Below are 20,183 nucleotides of genomic sequence, written 5' to 3'. Positions count from 1 at the left end.
GGCTGCCTGCGCCGGGCGAAGCTATCTGCGCCTCAGCGACGATCCGACCACCCGCAACACGCGAGGTGATGTCATGTGCCAGTGCGCGCTGTCGACGACACGGTTCCGGACGGCGCCCGTCACGTGGGGTGCCCAACTCGTGGCCGCCACCGATCCCGTCGGGTCGTCGCGACCCGCGGTGAAGAACGCGACGTCGCCGCGAAAGACTCCCGGGGTGTGGTGGTCCAGCAACGCGCAGGTGTGCGCCGCACTCTCGATAAGCACCTCGATCTGGTCGCGGCCGAGAACGGCCATGGACCCACCCGCGGTGGCCAGCAGGTCCAGCGCCGATTCGGGTGCCATCTCCGCGACGGACGCCGGCACGTCACCGCCCGACCCGATCGCCGCCAGCAGGTCGCCCACGCTCACGGGAGCCTGGGTGTGCGTCGCGTGCGGTTGCTGCGCGTAGCTGTCGAGCATCACGAGGGTCGCCACCTCGTCTCCCGCCGCCTGGAGTTGCACCGCGACTGCATGCGCGAGGACGCCGCCGAGCGACCAGCCCAGCAGTTCGTACGGACCGTCGGTCTGGATCCGGCGGATCTCCTGCACGTACCTCGCGGCGAGGTCGTCGATCGACGTCGGCGGCGTGTCCTCGCCCGCGATCGCCGGTGACTGCAGGCCGTAGATCGGCCGATCGTGATCGATCCTGGACGTCAGACCGGTGTAGCACCAGGCGAGTCCCACGATCGGGTGGATGCAGAACAGAGGGCGTCCCTCCCCCGCAGTCCTGATGGGGAAGACGACGTCGAGCGCCCCGTCCCGTTCCGGGTCGGCTGAACTCATGCGGGCCGCGATCGAACTCGGCGTCGGATCCGTCATCACCGTCTGCAGCGACACCGCAACACCGGTGGACGCCTCGAGGGCACGCACCACCCGCACCGCCGTCAGGGAGTTACCGCCCAGCTCGAAGAAGTTGTCGTCCGCACCCACCCGCTCGACGCCGAGCAACTCACCGAAAGCGGTGGCCACCGCGATCTCGGTATCCGTGCTCGGGGCGCGGAAGGCGCGCGGTTCGAACCGTGGCTTCGGGAGCGCACGCCGGTCGAGTTTGCCGGCCGACGCCAACGGCAGCTCGTCCAGCATCATGATCTGCGACGGCACCATGTACGACGGGAGCCGTTCTCGCGCAGAGGCCGTCACGTCGTGGGTATCGATCTGCCGGCCCGGCTCGGCGACGATGTAACCGACGAGGTGGTCACCTCCCCGTTCGTCGGAGACCAGTGCCACGACTGCCCGGGACACACCGGCGGCCGACTCCAGCACCGCCTCGACCTCCCGCAGTTCGATTCGCAGTCCCCGCAGCTTGACCTGGAGATCCGTACGGCCCAGATACACCAGCTGACCCTCTCGGGCCCATTTCACGCGATCCCCGGTGCGGTAGAGGCGTGATCCCCGCCGCCCGAAGGGGTCTGCCACGAAGCGTTCCGCGGTGAGCGCGCTCCGCCCCACATAACCCCGGGCCACCTGCTCGCCACCGAGGTAGAGCTCACCGGCGACCCCCACCGGGACCGGACGCAGCCGCGCGTCCAGCACGTACGCCCGGGTGTTCCGCACCGGCGCACCGATCGGCACCCGCGCATCCACGGATTCGCGTATCTCGAACGCGGTCGTGGTGATCGCCGCCTCGGTGGGACCATACGTATTGTGGAATGCGCCCGGCCGCAGAGCGATCACGTCCTCCGCGAGTTCGGCCGGCATCTCCTCGCCGCCCACATACAGGTGCCGCAGCGAGGACAGTGTCTCCCCCATGCCCGTCGCGAGGAACGCGGCCAGCACCGACGGCACGAAATGCATCATCGTGATCCGGTGTTCGCGGATCATGGCAGCCAGATAGTCGAGTTCACGATGCCCGCCGGGGCGCGTCACCACCAGCTGAGCACCCACGACCAGAGGCAGGAAGACCTCCCACACGGAGACGTCGAAGGTGTACGGCGCCTTGGCCATTCCGCGATCGTCCGCGGTGACCGCGTACTCGTCGGTCAGCCAGCGCAGCTGATTCACGATCGCGGCGTGGCTGACCGTCACCCCCTTGGGCCGGCCCGTCGATCCCGACGTGAACAGGACGTAGGCCGTGTTCTGCGGCCGCAGCGGACGGACCCGGTCGGTATCGCGGATCGGGTGCGCGTCGAACCCGGACAGGTCGACGGTGTCGATGTCGACGTACGCGACGCCGGGCGGCAGGGCGGTGCGGGTCCATGACGCGGTGAGCACCAGATCGGGTGCCGCGGAGTCCAGCACGTCCGCGATGCGCTCGGCCGGGTGTTCAGGGTTGATCGGCACATAGCCGCCGCCGGCGCGGAGGACGGCACACATTCCGACGATCATCTCCGTCGACCGTTCGAACACGAGCGCGACGAGGGCATCCGGGCCCGTGCCCCGCTCCACGAGCATTCTCGCGAGGCGGTTGACCCGCGCGTCGAGTTCGCCGTATGTCAGCACTTCGTCCTCGAACGCGACGGCGACCGCACCGGGGGTGCGAGCCACCTGAGCATCGAGGAGATCCACCAGCGTCGCCGCACCCGACTCCACGTCCGTCGCGTTCCATGTCGTCAGCATCCGGGCGGTCTCGTCGACCGTCAGCAGCGGCACGTCGCAGACCTGTTGCCCCGGTTGCGTTGCGAACGCCTCGACGACGCGCACCAAACCCCGCGCGAACCGTTCCGCCGTCGCGGCGTCGAACAGTTCGGTGGAGTACGTGAGGCTTCCGGCGATGCCGGCAGGGGCACCGTTCGCGTCGTAGTTGTCCGTGAGCGAGAAGTCGAGGTCGAACTTGGTGACGTGCGCGTCGATTTCGAGCGGAGCGAGGGTCAGCCCCGGTAGTTCCAGTACCGCCGGCGCCTGGTTCTGGAACGCGAGCATTACTTGGAACATGGACGAATACGATTGCGAACGAGCCGGATTCAGAATTTCGACCAACCGCTCGAACGGCACGTCCGCGTGGGCCATCGCATCCAGATCGGTCGCGCGCACCTGTTCCAGCACGTCGAGGAGGGACGCGGCGGGATCGATGTCCGTCCGCAGCACCAGCGTGTTCACGAACATGCCGACCACGTCGTCGAGCACCCGCTCGCCGCGGCCCGCGACCGGTGTGCCGATCACGATGTCCGAGGTTCCCGTCACCCGCGCCAGCAACACCGACAGGGCGGCGTGGACCACCATGAACAGAGTCGTATTATGCTGCTGCGCAATCTCACCGAGACGGCGATGGGTGTCGGCAGCGATGGCCACGGGCACAGCGGCGCCCCGGTTGGTGCGCGCCGCGGGGCGGGGGCGGCTTGTCGGTAGTTCGAGGACTTCGGGTATCCCCGCGAGCGTGCGCGTCCAATAGTCGAACTGGTTCGCCGCCAGAGACTCCGGGTCACGCTCATCGCCCAGCACCTCCCGCTGCCACAGCGCGAAGTCGGCGTACTGAACCTCGAGCGGCGCCCACCGGGGGCTTTCCCCCCGCGACCGCGCCAGGTACGCCGTCGCCACGTCCCGAGCCAGCGGTGCCATCGAGACGCCATCCGCACTGATGTGGTGCACCACGACGACCACGATCAGTTCCTGTTCGCTGACCTGCAGAAGTCGCGATCGGATCGGGACCGAGGCCGAGACGTCGAATCCCCGGGCGAGGACGGAAAGCACGTGAGCGTCCACGACGTCCGCCGTGACGGTCATCGGGGAGAGGTCCAGATCGACGCGTTCTGCGGGCAACACGACCTGCACCGGTTCGCCGTCGTGTTCCGGGAACACCGTCCGCAGCGATTCGTGTCGTTCCAACACGTCGCGCAGCGCCTGCTGCAGGGCGGGCACGTTCAGGTCTCCGGTCACCCGAACGGCCAGCGGGATGTTGTATGCCGGGGACGCCGGGTCGAAGCGGCTCAGGAACCACATCCGCTGCTGCGCAGGCGACAGCGGAACGCGTTCCGGACGGGGCCGCCGCGACAGGACTGGACGGTTGCCCGTGCCGAGCAGCGTAGACACCTGCTCGGCCAGCGCTTCCACCGTCGGTGCCTCGAACAGCATCCGGACCGGCACGTGCGCGTTCAACGCCTCACCCAACCGGGCGGCCGCCTGCGTCGCGATCAGCGAGTTGCCGCCCAGCGCGAAGAATTCGTCGTCGAGCCCGACCTGCTGCACGGCGAGGACCTCGGCGAACACGGCGACGACGGTCTCCTGCACCGCCGACTCGGGTGCCCGGAAGACCCGCGACTCGAGTACCGGCGCCGGCAGCGCCTTCACGTCGATCTTGCCCGACGGGTTCAGGGGGAACGCGTCGAGCACCACGATCGCGGACGGCACCAGGTATGATGGCAGCACGTCTTCGAGTCTCTTGCGCAGCAACTCCACATCGAGGCAACCGCGGGGCACGACGTACGACACCAACGCGTCGGCGCCTGCCGCGTTGGGCCGTGCCACCGTGATCGCACCGTCGACGTCGGCGACCCGGCTGATCACCGCGTCCACCTCCCCCGGTTCGATGCGGACACCACGAATCTTCACCTGGCGATCCACTCGCGCGATGAACTGCAGATTGCCGTCGGCGCGGCGATGCACCAGGTCGCCGGTGCGGTACATGCGGGCACCGCCTGCCGCAGCGACGAATCGCACCGCGGACCGACCGGTGTCGCCGACATAGCCGCGAGCCAGCCCGGCACCGGACAGATACAGTTCGCCGATCGCACCGACGGGAACCGGGCGTAGCCGGTCGTCGAGGACTTGTCCGGTGGTGCCGGAAATCGGCCCACCGATGGTCACGTGGTCGTCGACCGCAGCAAGGGTGGCCACGACGGTCGACTCCGTCGGCCCGTAGGCGTTGAGCATCCGCCGGCCGTCGCTCCACGCCGCAGCGAGATCCGGATGCAGCGCCTCACCGCCGACCGCGACGACTTCGATGTGCTCGAGCCCGTCCACGCTCAGCGAAGACAGCACCGCCGGCGTCGAAAGGTAATGGCTCACGCGGTGTTCCACGAGCACCCGCTGCAGATCCGGTCCCGCATACACCTCGGCGGGGGCGACCACCAGGCAGGCACCGGATCCGAACGCGAGCAGCGCCTCCAGGAGCGCTGCGTCGAACGTGGGGTTGTAGGCGTGGAGTACCCGTGAGTCCGGCGTGACCCGGTACCGGCGCACCGCCTCCTCGGTCAGCGAGGACACGCCACGGTGCGGCACCATCACACCCTTGGGCGTGCCGGTCGAACCCGACGTGTAGATGATGTACGCAACCTCGTCCGGGTGCACCGGAACACGCACCGGCGGCGCCTCGTTCAGATAGTCGCCCGCCGTGACCGGCAGCCACGTGATCCGGGCACCGCCCACCGGCATCGCCCCGACGCCGATGCACACGTCGGCCTCGGTGAGCACCCGTTCGAGACGTTCTGCCGGGTGCGTCGGATCCACCGGGACGAACGCGGCACCGGTCTTGGTGATGGCCCACAGCGCGATCATGAAGTCCACCGACCGCGGCAGGGCGAGCGCGATCACGCGGCCCGGGCGGGCACCCGCGTCGATCAGGACGCGCGCGAGCGAATCGGAGCATGCGTCGAGGTCACGGTAGGTGAGGGTCACGGTGCCGTCGGACAGCGCGTGCGCGTCCGGGAAGTCGCGGGCGGTGCCGGTGAGAATGTCGGAAAGAGTTCTCGGCCTAGAAGGCTCGCCGCCATCGAGGACGGCGCCGGCAGCGAGGCCGATGCTGCCCACTTCGATCTCGGGACGGTCGGTGCCCGCGGCCAGGACGTCCACGAACAACTCGGCCAGCGATCGGACCGTGGCCGCGTCGAACAGCGACGGCGTGTAGGTGACCACACCGTCCACTCCGGCGGGATCGTGATCCGACCAGCGCTCCGAGTACGTGAACGCCAGATCGAACGGCGTCGGAACGGTGCCGTTCTCGGACGTCGGCGTGAGCGCGAGCGACACCTGCGGTCGCTCGCCACCGAGCAGGTCGGCGAGTGCCTCGAACGGCACGTCCGCGTGCTGGAACGCCGCAACGTCGAAGCTCCGGACCTGCTCGAGCACCTCGAGAAACGACATGGCGGGGGTGACGCGGGTACGCAACGCCACCGTGTTCGCCCGGTCTCCCGTCAGCCCCGCCTCGCCCCCGATCACGATGTCGCGGTGCACACCGATGCGGGCGAGAAGGATTGCGAGACTTGCTCGCAACACCGTGAACAGCGTGACGCCCTGGTCGCGCGCCAGCCGTGCGGCGGCCGCGTGGCGATCGGAGCCGATCGAGAATTCGTGCACGCAGTCCGACGGAGACGCGATTCCCCCGACCATCCGGTCCGTCGGCACCGGCGACGACGAACCGACGCCGCGCAGCGCCCGCTGCCACCGTGCGAGGCTGCTGTCTCCGGACGACCGTGGCAGCCGCTCCAGTCGCCCGTCGACGTACCGCCCGCGGTCTCCGGTGCGGTACATCCGCACTCCCCCGGCGTCCCCCGCACCCGTCGGCACGAACGGGTCTGCCACGAACCGTCCGACGGTACTCGGGGGCCGACGGTGAAATCCGCGGGCGACCTGCTGCCCTCCCACATACAGTTCCCCGACCGTCCCGGGCGGGACGGGTCGCAACGCCCTGTCCAGCACGTAGACGCGCGACCCGGCATCGAGGTAGGTGGGTTGCCGCTCTCCGTGGTGGCGGTGGCCGACCGTGCGGCCGTCGAGGAGTGGCGCCCACAGATCGGAAACGATGCCGTCGCCGTCACTGCCCGACCGCGCACGCGCCAGGACGTTCGCATGGGTCACCGCGACCGGCTCCGAGCCCACGGGGCAGAGCACGTACGCGACCCGGTCCGGGTGGATCGGTCCCGGTCCCGGTGCCGTGACATCGGGTGCGCCGTCTTCGCCGAACTCGACGTCGTCCAGCAGGACGGTCGGGTATCCGCCGTGCGGAATCGCGTCGGCGTCGGCGCGACTGATCAGCACCAGGGTGGGCACCACGTCGGCCAGCAGGTACCGAATGCGTTCGGTCGGGTGGTCGGGACTCAGCGGCAGGCAGGTCGCACCCGACCGCAGCACGGCAATGTGGGCGACCACGCTGTCGACCGGATTCGACAGTCCGACAGCGACGATGCTCGAATCGCCGATCCCGGAGCGGTTCAGTGCCCGCGCCAGCACAGCTGACCGGCGGTCGACCTCGGCATAGGAGACCGCCTCCTCACCGCACGTGGCGGCGACGGCCTCCGGGATGTCGGCAACTTGCCGGCGGAAGACCTCGGACAGCGACGCGACATCATGCGCAAAATCCTGCGTTCCGCCGACGGCCAGGGCCCGCTCTTCTGGTGTCAGCAGGTCGATCGCGCTGAGCGCGACACCCGGGTTCTCGGCGACCACGACGAAAAGTCGGTGTAGCCGCCAAGCCCACTGCTCCACCGTCCGCTGCTCGAAACGGTTCGCCGCGTAGCGCAACAGCCCCTCGAACCGGTCGCCGTCTTCGTCGAGTCGGCCACGCAACGCCACCACCAGATCGAGGCCGTCGAACTCCCGTTCCGTCTCCGCGTCCACCGACAGCATTACCTGAAAGAGCGGGTGACGGCCGGGCGAAAGCTTCTGCCCGGCAGCGTCGACCACATTCGCGAACGGCACCTCGCCGTGCGCGCGGGCGGCATGCTCGACGCGGTGCGTCTCCACCAGGAACTGGGCGAACGTCAGGTGCGGATCGACCCTGCTGCGCAGCACCAGCGGCTCGGAGTCGTCGCCGGTGTGGCCGTCCGGGAGGATCGCTCCGATGGCGAGGTCGTCGGTACCGCTCACGACGGACAGCAACACCGCGACGGCGGCGTGGACGACCGTGAACGGTGAGACGGCCTGCGCGACCGCCAGTTCGTGCACCCGCCGGTACAGGGCGGAATCCACGGACAACGGAACCGCGCCGGCGTCGCCACCCGAGACTTCACGGTCTGTCGGCAACGACAACGGGGGCAGATCCTCGAGTTGCCTCTTCCAGTAACGCAACTCGCGGTCATACGGCGCGGGGATCGGCAGCGCGGATCGATCGACCTTGCCGCTCGGTGTGAGCGGCACGGCATCGAGGACGGTGACCGTCGAGGGCACCATGTACCCCGGCAGTCGCTCGGCCACCGCGGCGAGCACGTCGTCGGGATCGAGGCCGGTGCCGTGAACGTAACCGTCCACTGCCAACTCGCCGTTCCGGTCGTGGGCCACGGCGATCGCCGTGTCAACTCCCGGATGCTGCCCGAGAACCGCGGTGATTTCACCCAATTCGACCCGGAATCCACGGATCTTCACCTGATCGTCGGCGCGGTCGACGAATTCCAACTCGTGGTTCTTCGACCACCGCACGAGATCGCCGGTCCGATACATGCGGTGCAGGTCGGTCGTGAACGGGTTCGCGACGAAGCGTGTCGCGCTCGCACCCGGACGCTCCAGGTATCCGCGACCCACGCCGGGACCGGACAGATACAGCTCGCCCACCACCCCTGCCGGCACGGGTTGCAGGAAGCGGTCCAGCACGACTGCCGACACTCCCTCGATCGGTCGCCCGATCGTGAGGCGGGAACCGGAGTGCAGCGCGTCGGTGGTCGTGGCCCACACGGTGACCTCCGTCGGCCCGTACAGGTTCAGGACGGTGCGGCCGGGGCCCCACCGCGTCACCAGTTCCGGCGGGCAGACCTCACCTGCGACGGCGAGTACCTGGAGGTCGGGCAATCCGGTCGGGTCCATCTGCGCCGGGACGGCCGGTGTCGTGGTCCAGTGGGTGATTCGCTCACGGCGCAGCAGGTCGGCCATGGCCCTTCCGCCGCGCATCGGCGCCGGCGCGATCACCAGCGTGGCGCCCGCGGTGACCGCGACCAGCAGTTCGTGAATCGAGGCGTCGTAGGAGGGCGACGCGCACATCAGCACCCGCGAACGGGAATCCGCCGCGTAGAGACGTCGCAATGCAGCTGCGTGATTCGCAAGTCCCCGGTGCGGCATCGTGATTCCGCGCGGCGCCCCCACCGAGCCGGACGTGTAGATGACATACGCGGCGTTGTCCAGCCTGATGGGATGTGCCAATTCCGTATCGGCGACCGGTGTGCCGTCCCCCGCGGCGTCGGCGACGTCCACCCAGCGGACACCCGTGGGCACCACACCGGGATCGACGGCGATGGCGATGGTGACACCGGATTCCTCGATCATGTGCGCGATACGTTCGGCAGGGTAATCCGGGTCCAGCGGAACGAACGCGGCACCGCACCGCGCGACGGCCCACACCGCCACCACCTGTTCGATCGAGCGCGGCAGCATCAACGCAACCCGATTGCCGACGCCGACCCCTCGAGCAAGCAGTCTGCGCGCGAGCCGATTCGATCGCTCGTGTAGAGCGCGGTAGGTCATCTCGACGTCGCCGCAGCGGACCGCGACCGTGTCGGAATCCGCTGTCAGATCCAACAAGTCCGGAAGGGTGAGCGGGGCCACCGACGCCGGGCCGTGGAGCGGGACCAGCGCGTCGAGTTCGTCCTGGACGAGCAGCGGCAGGCTACCCACGGACGCCTCGGCGTCCGCTCCCACGAATCCACCCAGATAGTTCAGAAATCGCGCGTGGTAGCCGTCGAGTTCGTCTCGCCCGTAGACGGCCGGGTTGCCCTCGAAATCCACGCGGACGTTCCGCCCGGCAGCACCGGGATAGATCGCCACCGCGAGATCGTCGACCGGACCGGCTGTGAGAACGTTCAATTCACCGAGTACGTCACCCCACCACGTCTCGGTGTGGAACATCATGATGTTGACCATCGGCCCGAATCCGCGGCCGACGCGCGACGTCGACCGCATGTCGTGGAGTATGTCTTCGTACCGGAAACGTTGGTGCCGCAGCGCACCGGTCAGTTCCAGTTGGACACGACGCACCAAATCTTGTGTGGTTCCCTGCGGATCCACCTCGATCCGCAGCGGAACGATGTTGGCCACGCTGCCACCGGAACGGCGCGCACCCGCGGTAGTGCGGGCCGACACCGGAAGACTCAGCACGACATCCGAATTGCCCGTCATCCGCGCCAGGAAGGCCGCGAACGCCGCGACCACGATCGGCACCTCGAACGAATTCCACTCCTGCGCCAGCGCTTTCATCGAATCGACGACGACCGGGTCCATCACCTCGCCGGCGAGCAACGACACCGCCGACGGGGCGCTCTCCCGGTCGGTCAACCGGGACGGCTCGGGCAGGTCCGATGTTCGTTCGGACCAGTACTTTCGGTCGATTTCGAACCGGCGGGACCGCGGGTACGCATCCTCGGATTCGTACAGTTCCCGCAGCGGCACGGCCTTCGACGCGGGAGCCTCCGTGCGGTCCACCGCGTGCGTGTACAGCTCGGCCACCCGGTTCATCAGCACCATGGCGCCGTAGCCGTCGAGGATCAGATGGTGCGCGAACGTGGTAAGGAAGTAGTGGTCGCCGCCGACGTGGAGCAGGGTTGCGGAGATCAGGCGATCCCGGTACACCGACATGGGCCTGCGGCGGCGCTCGTCCATCCACCGGTGCGCCTCGGCCACCGGATCTTCGTGGGACCGCAGGTCGATGTACGCGAGTTCGTCGTCGATCGTCTCGTCCGCCAACTGGTACGGCTCACCCGCGTGGTCGACGAGCCGCACCCCGGGTGACTCGATGTCGAACGAACCCTGCTCGGATGCCCACTTCAACGCGCCGACGTCCACACGCCCACGGAGCTCGACATACTGTGCGACGAGAATGGGAACACTCGGGTCCAACTGCTGCGCAAACCACAGCCCCTTCTGGGCATGCGAGAGCGGGAAGGCACGTGAATCGAGTTCACCTGCAGTCTTACGCGGGAACCCCGAGCCCACTATCCGTCCCCCCGATCTACCACTTGCCGAACCGCCCGAACGCGGGCCGTATACGTATAGGTGTTGCAGCGGAAATCGTTACAGTGACCTTACTCGCAGACCCAGCACGTTCGCAGCGCTCACGTAGCGGATACCGGCAGCACTTCCGCACGTACTCGCAATACTGCATCCAACCACCTCCGAGCAGGAACGTGAAAGCACATACCCTTACCCTTCTATCGGAACAGACACGGACAGAGGAGAATACGGCGTGCCGCAGGTTCACGATCTTCGCCGGAAACGAGACGGCGGCAGCGGAAACTGTCGTTATGACACGATCAGCAGCCGTCCCGGGCCGCCCTCCCGCGACCGAGAGTTCAGCTACGCGACCAGAAACCTCATCCTCGATAGCTAGGAGCAGACCCGAATGGACGCGAAGTCGCCCAACAACTCCCACAGCGACGGTTCGACACCCGCTGAGGCACCGACGGAACCGCGCCGGTCGAGCGTTCGACGGCGAGTACTGATCGGTGTCGGTGTTGCCGCCGTCGCTGTCGTCGCATGGTTCGGGTTCTCGGCCTGGCAGGTCCAGCACAACCTCACCGGCGCGAGGGACAACGCGCAGCTCGCCAAGAATTCATTGCTCGACGGCAACACCGAGGGTGCCCAACGGGCGGCGGCCGAAGCCCGGGAACGGGCCGAAGACGCCCAGGACAACCTGCACTCGGCCCCCTGGAGTTCCCTCGCAGCCATTCCCGGGCTCGGAGCACCGTTCGAGTCGGCGCAGCAGATGTCCGATGTCGTGGTCGGGCTCACTCGTGACGTCCTCACGCCGGCGGTCGACGTCGGTGTCGCGCTCTCGCCCCGGGATCTGATCGGCGACGGCGGCAGCGTGCAACTCCAACCGCTGCGCGACGCCGCCCCGGCGTTGCAGGAAACGTCGATCGCAGCACGGAATCTGGCTACCCAGGCGCAGGGCATTCGCGGCGCCGGATACGTCGGCCTGGTGGACGATGCGCGAACCGAACTGCAGAATCAGACCGACGACGTGGCGAAACTCCTGGAGAACACGACGATCGGCGCCAAGGTACTTCCGGCGATGCTCGGCCTCGACGGACCTCGCAGCTACTTCCTCGCCTTTCAGACCAATGCGGAGGCACGCGGCACCGGCGGACTCGTCGGCGGCTACAGCGTCATCCGGGCCAGCCACGGAAAACTGGGCATCGAGAAGCTCGGCAAGAACACCGAAGTGACCTACGACAAGCGTCCGCTCGACCTCGGTCCCGACTACAAGAGCATGTACGGCAGCTACAACCCCTCGGTCGACATCCGCAACAGCAACCTGAGTTCCCACTTTCCGTACGCGGGCCAGATCTGGCAGTCCATGTGGGCGCAGGAGTCGGGCGAACGAGTCGACGGAGCGATCGCGACCGACCCGGTAGCCCTGAGCTACGTACTGTCCGCCGTCGGCCCGGTCACCCTGCCCGACGGCGAGGTCGTCGACGCAAGCAACGTCGTCGAACTCACCGAATCGACCGCCTACACGCGGTTCATCACCAACGAGGCCAACTACACCGAGGACAACGCCGAACGCAAGGAATACCTGCAGACCATCGCCGGCAAGGTCGTCGAGAAGATGACCGGCAAGATCGAATCACCTCAGCGACTGCTCGACGCGGTCGGTCGAGCCGCCGGGGAGCGCCGCATCGCGGTGTGGAGTTCGCATCCCGAAGAGCAGGCAATTCTCGCCGGTACCACACTGGGATACACGGTGCCCGAAGATCCCGCCCCGTACGCCGGCGTCGTGGTCAACAACAACGGCGGAAACAAGCTGGACTACTACCTCGACCGCGAGATCGACTACACCGCCGCCGACTGCACGGGCGACACCCGCTTGTCGGCAGTCACCGTGCGACTGACCAACAACACCCCGGATTCCAATTTTCCGCGCATCGTCGCGGGTACGTTCAAGGACAAGCCCCTGCCGTACGGCACCAACCTCGCCATGGTCTCGCTGCTGTCGACCAACGGCGCGACCCTGACGAAGGCAAGCATCGACGGCAAGCAGTCGTTCGCCATTCAGGGAAACGAACTGGGCCACCCCGTCTTCACGGTTCCCGTCACCATCCCGAAGGGCGCAACGGTCGAACTGCGATACGAACTGAACGAGCCCACGGCTCCGGGTGAGGCACGTGTTCCGGTCCAACCGCTCGTCGACGACCCGAGGGTGACCACAGACGTGCCGAACTGCGGGAATTGACGTGCGGTGTCATCCCCGTTCGGCGCTCTGAGGCGCCGGCGCGACGGGTTCTCCTTCGCCCTGTTCGAACGACGCTCTGTTGCCGGCACCGGGGAAGCTGCGCTGCCGTACCAGCAGAGACAGGGTGTAGTAGACGGCGGAGGCCAGGACGGCGACGACGGCCATCGTCGTCGCCGTCCTGGAGCTTCCCAGGAAGACGACGGCAACGACCTCCAGACACACTGCGACGAGGCCGATGACGCTGATCAGATGCGCACGCCCCAGTGACACCGCAGCCTGGACGTTGACCGTCGCCGAGGAGAAGAGAACGACCCCGAAGGTGAGTATCGCCGCCAGAGGAACCGATTCGGCATAGTCTCCGCCGAACAGCAGGGGCACCACCCAGACGGCGGCCCCGCTCCAGACCACGCCGAAGCACAGCGCCCCCGCCAAGACCGTCAGGGGAACCCGAACAGAGTTCTTCAGCAGTTCGTCGCGCCGCTTTCCCCCACTGATTCGCAGGCCGACGGAATGCACCAATGGAAACGCCACGAACGCGTAGCTGAACGCCACCACGTACACGCCGGTGGCGTGCGCGCCGAGGAACAGTGAGCACAGCAGCTGGTCCACACGGATGAGCAGGACATCCGAGATCTGCCCCGGAAGGGACTTCAGCGCGTAGGCCCAATCGATTCCCCGGTCTCGGCGATGATGGCCTCTCCCATACCGGAATATGGCTGCGAGCTGGGCGAGCTGACTCACGATGTACACGGCGCAGACGGTGACGATGTCGATCCGGTCGACAGCTGCAAGGCTGCAGATGCCGATTCCGGACAGGCACGCGCCGACGATCTGATATCGGGCGATGATGTTCGTACTGCCCTCGCTCACGGCCAGGGAGAGGATCGTCATTCGCACTGCGCCGAAATACGACAGCGCAAGCAGAACGAAGATCGCAAGTAATTCGGTGGGAGAGAGCCCGCTGAACCAGACGTAGACAGCAACCACGCTCATGAGCAATGTCACGACCAAGATCACCGGGTTGAATCGCGCGGCCGCGAACCTCGCGGTCGCCACGTCGGATCCTTCCGCGACAAGCCTTCTCGCAGCGGCCGGTGTTCCGATCGACGCGAATACCGGGATGACCGCAACCAGAATCAGGGCCACACCGAGGTAGCCGCGGTCGGCAGGGCCGAGGGCACGCGCCAGTATCGGCCCGGTGACCAACTGGACGAGTAGCGGCGAGTACTGGCCGGCCACGAGAACGGCAAGGCGTCTGTCGGCGAGCAACTTCACGTCAACCGACCTCGAGGAGCGTGCCGAGCATCCTGTCGGTCGCCGCTGCACTGACCCGACTGAGACGTGCGCCCACCTCGGCCAACTCGCGGGAATCGTACAGCTCCGTCGTGTCGACACTCGCCACGATCGATGACGCGGGCACGTCGCGCAGTGCCGAATCGGGAGCCCACGTCGCGAGGTACTCGGACAACTTGGGAATGCGGTCGAGACCGACGACGGCTGTTCCGTAGGCCATCGCCGTGATGCTTCCGTGAAGGCTCGTGCCCACATAGCAGTCCGCCGAGGCGATCTCCGCTGCCACCTCCCGAACGTTGCCCGGTGTGACCAGCCGCACCCGGTTCGTCGTCTTCGACAACTGCCGGAACAGCCGCCGCAGGGCGGTCAGATCCGAATGTCCCCCCGCCAGGCCGATCGCCAGCAGCGTGATCTCGTAGCGCTCCGACAGCGCACGGAGCTGCGACACGACCTCGTCCTCGTGCCCCCGCAGCCAATGTCGCGAGCACTGGAAGACCAGCGTCCGCGGTCGCTTCGGCGTCGCGGGGAAGAGCCTGTCGATGACGGCAGCCGAGTCGGGAACGAGATCTGCGTCGACTCCGTGCGAGCGCAGAATCTCGACGCTGGCGTTGTCCCGCACGCTGAGGTATTTGCCGGCGCGGAGCGAATCGAGAACCCGGACACGATCATCGTCGGACATCGTGTCGACGCTCGTGGCACCGACCGCGTTGTACACCACGGGCACCTGCCGGCTCGTCGTCACGTCCGGCACCAGGGGCAGGTCCCACATCCCTCCCGCGAGGGTGCGGCAGATCCTCGACAGTCGCCGACGCGGAACGGATCGATGGAGAGCGGCCACCGCGAGGTCGAATCCGCTGGGGATCGAGTGCCGGGTCAGGTCGTACCACGTCGCGCTCAGGACCTCCCCACCCGCGACGACACACCCTGTCGGGAGTTGGTCCGCGAAGGACCTTCGCAGATCCCTCGCACTTCCGGAACGAGCCGTACCCCACCCCTGCCCACGTGCGCCCCAGAGCGCATAGTGCGACAGCGTGCTGTCGCTCAACGCCGCCCAGCGACTCTCCAGCACCAACGGGAACAGGAGGTCACCGTAATTGAATCGGTCGAATGCGCCGACGCTGACCACGTTCGGTGGTGTCACTGATCTCCCCGCACCTTCTCGGACCCGTGGCGAGGTCTGCCTGGGCGTCACTCGTCCACGCGGGCGTTCGCGTCACAGAGCACCGTACAACACCTTGGAATAGCTCTGGCATACCTGATCCCACGTGTAGTGGGTTCGCTGACGACGTTCGGCGGCGACACTCAACTCGTCCATCAGGGCGTGGTCCGAGAGCACTCGATCCATCTCGTAGGCGATCGCGCGGGAGTCCGGGGCGACGAAGGTCGCGGAATCCTGCAGTACTTCACGGTTGTACACCGTGTCCCGCGCGACGATCGGCGATCCGCATGCCATCGCCTGAACCAGGGCCGGATTGGTGCCGCCGACGCTGTGCCCGTGAAAATACGCGCCGGCGTGTTGCCACAGCGCGAAGAGCTTGTCGTCGTCGCTGACATGACCCAGCCAATGGATTCGCTCGTTGGTGGCGGCCAAACTCTCGGCCCTGAGGTCGAAGTCGCCGCCGTAGCCGGAGGACCCGACGATCACGACATCCCAGCGTTCGCTCAACTCTCGCGCCGCGTCGAAGAACTCACCCACCGTGTTCTCCGGCACGAAGCGAGCCACCATCAACGCGTAGGAGCGGTGCGGGAATCCCTCGACCGGATCCAGGTCCTCGGGCAACGTACCGCCGTAGGGGATGAATTCGCCCGTCCGGCCGAACCCGTCATGCCAGCGCCGCTCGATTTCGTGGGAGTCGTACACGAGTTGATCACCGAACCGGGCAGTGAGCCGCGCACCGGTCTGGAAGGCGGCTTTTGCTGCCTTTCCCCACTTCTCGCGCTCCCACTCGATTCCGTCGACGTTCACCACCGTCGGAATCCCACGTGCCTTCAGAATCGGCAGCCAGTACCCGTTCGCCACGTTCATCACCAAGGCGACGTCGGGACGCCGCCGGGATGCGTCGAGGCACGACGTCAGACCGTAGGACAGAGTGCTCAGCGACTTGGACTCGACGCCCTTCGTCGTGACGCACTCGACTCGGTAGTCCCTGAACGGATCGTCCGGCTCGGTGCTCCCCGCTCGTCCGTAGACGGAGACGTCCCAGCCTTCGTCGGCCAGGTGCGGCGCCAATCTCCGTACCAGGGTTTCGAACCCTCCGTAGTAGCTGGGATAACCCCGGGTTCCGATGATTGCGACCGAATTTGTCATGCTCTTTCCTCGATTCCTGTCGTCTCGAGCGCGGACGGGTGTTCCTCGACCTCGTTCTGCTCGGCTCCACTTCCTGTTTCGCACTCGTCCCGAGACAGTGGACGAAGCAGTGACGCCACCACGATCCAGACGACGCTGAACCAGAACATGCTCGTGAGAGTCGCCGCCGCGACGAACGTGGCAGCGACGGCGGCCGCGATCGGCCGACGGCGCCACGGCACGTGACGCCACACCACCACCCCGAATGCACCCAGTAGCACCAGGCCGACGATTCCTGCGTCGTACAAGATTTGGACAGGCAGCATGATGATGTGCCCGGAGACGCCGGGTGATCCCGGCTGTTCGTGGCGAAGGCCGAAGGTGTTGGTGCCGTTGCCCAGCCAAAGGTGAATTCCCCGGAGGTCCTCCGCGGCCTCTCTCGCGACGGCCATGCGAAATCCGACCGTTCCACCGGTGAAGTCGATATCGCCCAGCTTGTCCTGAGCGGGGCGCGCCGTGTCGCTTTGCACCTCGGGCGTGGTCTCGTGGCGGCTTTGCGGCGCCGACTGCTGCACACCGACATCCGGGAGCGCGGTCGCGGCACCGTAGGCAACCAGAACACCCACGACTACAACAGCCGGCCCGAAGGTGAATGCCCTCAGTGGAGTCGGGTTCCGGCGGCGGCGAACAAGTTCGTATCCGACGTAGACGGCCAGCCCCATCACCATGCAGAAGACCGCCGTGCGGGTTTGGGATGCAATCAGGCCCAGCGGGACGGCCACCGCCACCGCGATCATCCATCGCTGGTCGCTGCCCTTCCGGGCGACCAGCAACAGCGTCCAGAAGACGAGGATCGACGCGTAGATGTTCGCTTCCGTGGCAGACAACCGGGTGACGTAGACGTCGTAAAGTGAATCGAGGTTGGTTCCCCAGGAAAGGTCACCGGCTGTGCGGTTGGCGACGAGATACATCGCGAAACCCGCCAGAGCCCAGGGAACGACGAAGCGGATCCCGATGTTCTCGGCCCACACCGCGCGGGCGCCGAGCGACATCAAACCTGCCAGCAACAGCAGATCGATGGCAAGCCAGCCCAGGATCGCCACGCTCTTGCCCAGACTGGGCGAAAACAGCACTGTCGCCACCGCGTTCCAAGCGATGAACGCGAGGAACGTCAGCACAACAGGATGTCGCAGCGTCCGGAGGAGGTCGAGTCTGGAGCCCGGCTGAACGAGCAACCAGCCGACGAACACCACGGGCGCCACCTGTTCCCAGCGGACGGTGAAACTCGCGAGATCGAACGAGTAGCGACCGAGAAACGATCCGGCGACGACCGCGAACACCAGCAGAAGTGTCACCCGGTCGTTGCGGCTGTGCGGTGTTCTGACCCGGTCCTGCGCCAGCACCTTCTGGTCCGGCCCACTCGTCACAGTGAAGCCTTGTTCTCGGTCTCTGGGGTGATCCGAGCGGACGAGACCGCGAGAAGGTCCTGAGCGAACACACGAAACTTCACCGATTCGGCATCCCAGTCGTTCGCCTGATCGGAGTCCGGCCGTGCTCGCAATCTGTAGGCGGCGGAACGCGCGAAGAGACCACCTGCGACTGCCCATTTCCAGCCGAGGTTCTGCAACCGCGTCCGGGACAGGCGCCACTTGTACAGGTCGTACATGTTGATCACCCAGGCCGAATTGGGCACCCGTGACGCCATCGGCGCCGTCGAACTCTCGCCGATCAGGTGAATCCCCGTCACGGAGGGCGCCGTGACAACCCGCTCGCCCGATTCTTTGACCCGCAGACAGAACTCGATGTCTTCCGCGTACATGAACCACCGGCGGCTCAATCCGCCCGTTCGCGTCCAGGTGTCACGTCGGACCAGCATGCACGCGCCGGACACCCAGTCCACGTCCCTCGTCTCTTCCGACGAGTGCCGTTTGAGGAGATACAACCCTTCGACGAGGGACGAGTGTCCGGCCAGGCGTGAAAGGCCGGAATAGTGGCAGAGGACGCGCCACAGGTTCGGCTGCCTGCCGCACTCGCGGATCGCAAGGCGTTCCCCCGGCTTGTCGAGCAATGGGGCGACGACGCCGATACTGCTGTCCGAATCCAGGATTCGACTCAACGCGACGATGCTCTCCGCGTCGACCACGGCGTCGGGGTTCAGCAACAGCACGTGTTCGCCGCGCGCCTCCGACACTCCCCGGTTGACACCGCCGGCGAAACCGAGGTTCTCGTCGCTCCGGATCACCCGTGCGCTCGGTGACACCTCGGACACTCGGGCGATCGTATCGTCGATCGAATTGTTGTCGACGACAATGATGTCCAGATCGGCGTCTGATGCCAGGACCGACATGCACTGCTCGATGACCGCCGCGCTGTTGTACGTCACGATCACGACCGAGATCTTGCACTCGTCCCCGCGCGCCTCTTCTGGTGCGCTCATGTCCAAATCTCCTTGCCGATCTCGTCACGGAAGCGACGCACACCGAATTGCGCATCGAACCTCCGCCGCGCCTGGTTCGCGCGTTCGGTTGCGTCCTCGATGGAGAACTCCTCGAGAGCGTGCCGCCACGCCGCCACGTCACCCGTGGGTACGAGGCGTCCCACGTCGTCGCCGATGATCTCCGGCAGTCCGCCACTGTCGCTAGCCATCACAGCGCGTCCGGCCGCCATGGCCTCGATGGCGATGGTCGGCAACGGGTCCGGTTTGATGCTCGGCACCAGCACCAGATGGGCCGCATCGAGGTACTTGCGGACGTTACCGGTCTGCCCGACGATCGACACGCTGTCGGGCCGTCCGAGTCTTTCCACGCGATCGACCACGTCGACGGACTCGCCGTTCAGGGGCGGTGCCCCCAGGACGATGAGCTCGATGTCCGTGCGGTCGAGACCGTCCCACGCGTCGAGGAGTACATCGTGGCCCTTCCACGTGTTCCACCTGCTGGCCACCACGCACACCAGTCGCTCGTCGGCGACGAGCGGTGTCGGTTCCGGAAGCTCGAATCCGTTGTAGACCACCACCGATCGGCGCTCGAGCCTCTCGGTCAGCGGACGTCGGACGGCGTTGCTCACGCACACGATCCGTTGTGCAAACCACAGGAACGGGTTCACGAACAGCGCTGTCTTGCGATCCAGGAACTCGTGGAGATGGAGCACCGTCGCTGCCCCGGTCAGTCGCGCCAACGGCAGCATCAAGACCAGTGCCGACGTGTTGACGTACATCTTCGAGGGCCGCGCACGCACCAGGGCGCCCGCCGTCCGGAGGAATCGTCCGGCCAGACCGGGGAGCGCGCCGACCCGAAGATACGAGCGTCGGATGACAGGAAGTGGGATCCTGCGCACAGTATGTCCCAACTCGACCAGCGCAGTGGACAGCTCGTTGCCGGGATAGTCGACGTCGGTCGGGAGCCACACCTCCACGTCCCAATCGCTCGGGATTTCGGTCAGCGTCTCCAGGAACACCTTGTCGGCCCCGTACATCTCGTCGGACGGATGCACGGCGACAAGCTTCTTCCGGCGTCTCACGGTGCAGTCCGGACTCCTGCC

8 protein-coding genes are annotated in these 20,183 nt (G+C 66.8%); 1 reads left to right on the top strand and 7 read right to left on the bottom strand.

What is annotated here, in order from left to right; translation table 11 throughout:
• Window positions 1-21: 21 nt before the first annotated feature.
• The gene (locus I1A62_RS37285; RefSeq protein WP_219457270.1) at window positions 22-10,824 is read right to left on the bottom strand and encodes an amino acid adenylation domain-containing protein; all 10,803 of its coding nucleotides are present in this window, start codon (window positions 10,822-10,824) and stop codon (window positions 22-24) included.
• Between the two features lie 406 nt (window positions 10,825-11,230).
• Here I1A62_RS37285 and I1A62_RS37280 point away from each other — a divergent pair, with 406 nt between their 5' ends.
• Window positions 11,231-13,063: a DUF4012 domain-containing protein gene (locus I1A62_RS37280; RefSeq protein ID WP_219457268.1), complete on the top strand. Its 1,833-nt coding sequence runs from the start codon at window positions 11,231-11,233 to the stop codon at window positions 13,061-13,063.
• Between the two features lie 9 nt (window positions 13,064-13,072).
• Here the strand turns inward: I1A62_RS37280 and I1A62_RS37275 are convergent, their stop codons facing one another.
• The 6 genes from I1A62_RS37275 to I1A62_RS37250 all read right to left on the bottom strand — a co-directional run bounded on the left by I1A62_RS37275 (window position 13,073) and on the right by I1A62_RS37250 (window position 20,162).
• Window positions 13,073-14,338, bottom strand: coding sequence for a lipopolysaccharide biosynthesis protein (locus tag I1A62_RS37275; protein ID WP_219457266.1), 1,266 nt, complete (start codon window positions 14,336-14,338; stop codon window positions 13,073-13,075).
• Between the two features lies 1 nt (window position 14,339).
• Window positions 14,340-15,497, bottom strand: coding sequence for a polysaccharide pyruvyl transferase family protein (locus tag I1A62_RS37270; RefSeq protein ID WP_219457264.1), 1,158 nt, complete (start codon window positions 15,495-15,497; stop codon window positions 14,340-14,342).
• 72 nt (window positions 15,498-15,569) lie between these two features.
• Complete coding sequence (locus I1A62_RS37265; RefSeq protein WP_219457263.1) at window positions 15,570-16,664, bottom strand: DUF1972 domain-containing protein; 1,095 nt, start codon at window positions 16,662-16,664, stop codon at window positions 15,570-15,572.
• Window positions 16,661-18,070, bottom strand: a complete 1,410-nt coding sequence (locus I1A62_RS37260) for an O-antigen ligase (RefSeq protein ID WP_219457261.1) — start codon at window positions 18,068-18,070, stop codon at window positions 16,661-16,663. The genes I1A62_RS37265 and I1A62_RS37260 overlap by 4 nt, the downstream gene beginning before the upstream one ends.
• The gene (locus I1A62_RS37255) at window positions 18,067-19,080 is read right to left on the bottom strand and encodes a glycosyltransferase family 2 protein (RefSeq protein ID WP_257890629.1); all 1,014 of its coding nucleotides are present in this window, start codon (window positions 19,078-19,080) and stop codon (window positions 18,067-18,069) included. Before I1A62_RS37255 ends, I1A62_RS37260 begins: the two co-directional genes overlap by 4 nt.
• The gene (locus tag I1A62_RS37250) at window positions 19,077-20,162 is read right to left on the bottom strand and encodes a glycosyltransferase family 4 protein (RefSeq protein ID WP_257890628.1); all 1,086 of its coding nucleotides are present in this window, start codon (window positions 20,160-20,162) and stop codon (window positions 19,077-19,079) included. The genes I1A62_RS37255 and I1A62_RS37250 overlap by 4 nt, the downstream gene beginning before the upstream one ends.
• Window positions 20,163-20,183 lie beyond the last annotated feature (21 nt).

The sequence above is a fragment of the Rhodococcus sp. USK10 genome (genome assembly GCF_019378875.1).
GTDB classification, from domain to species: domain Bacteria; phylum Actinomycetota; class Actinomycetes; order Mycobacteriales; family Mycobacteriaceae; genus Rhodococcus_F; species Rhodococcus_F pseudokoreensis.
The sequence above is the reverse complement of the archived record's forward strand: the minus strand, read 5'-3'. Positions and strand labels throughout refer to the sequence as shown.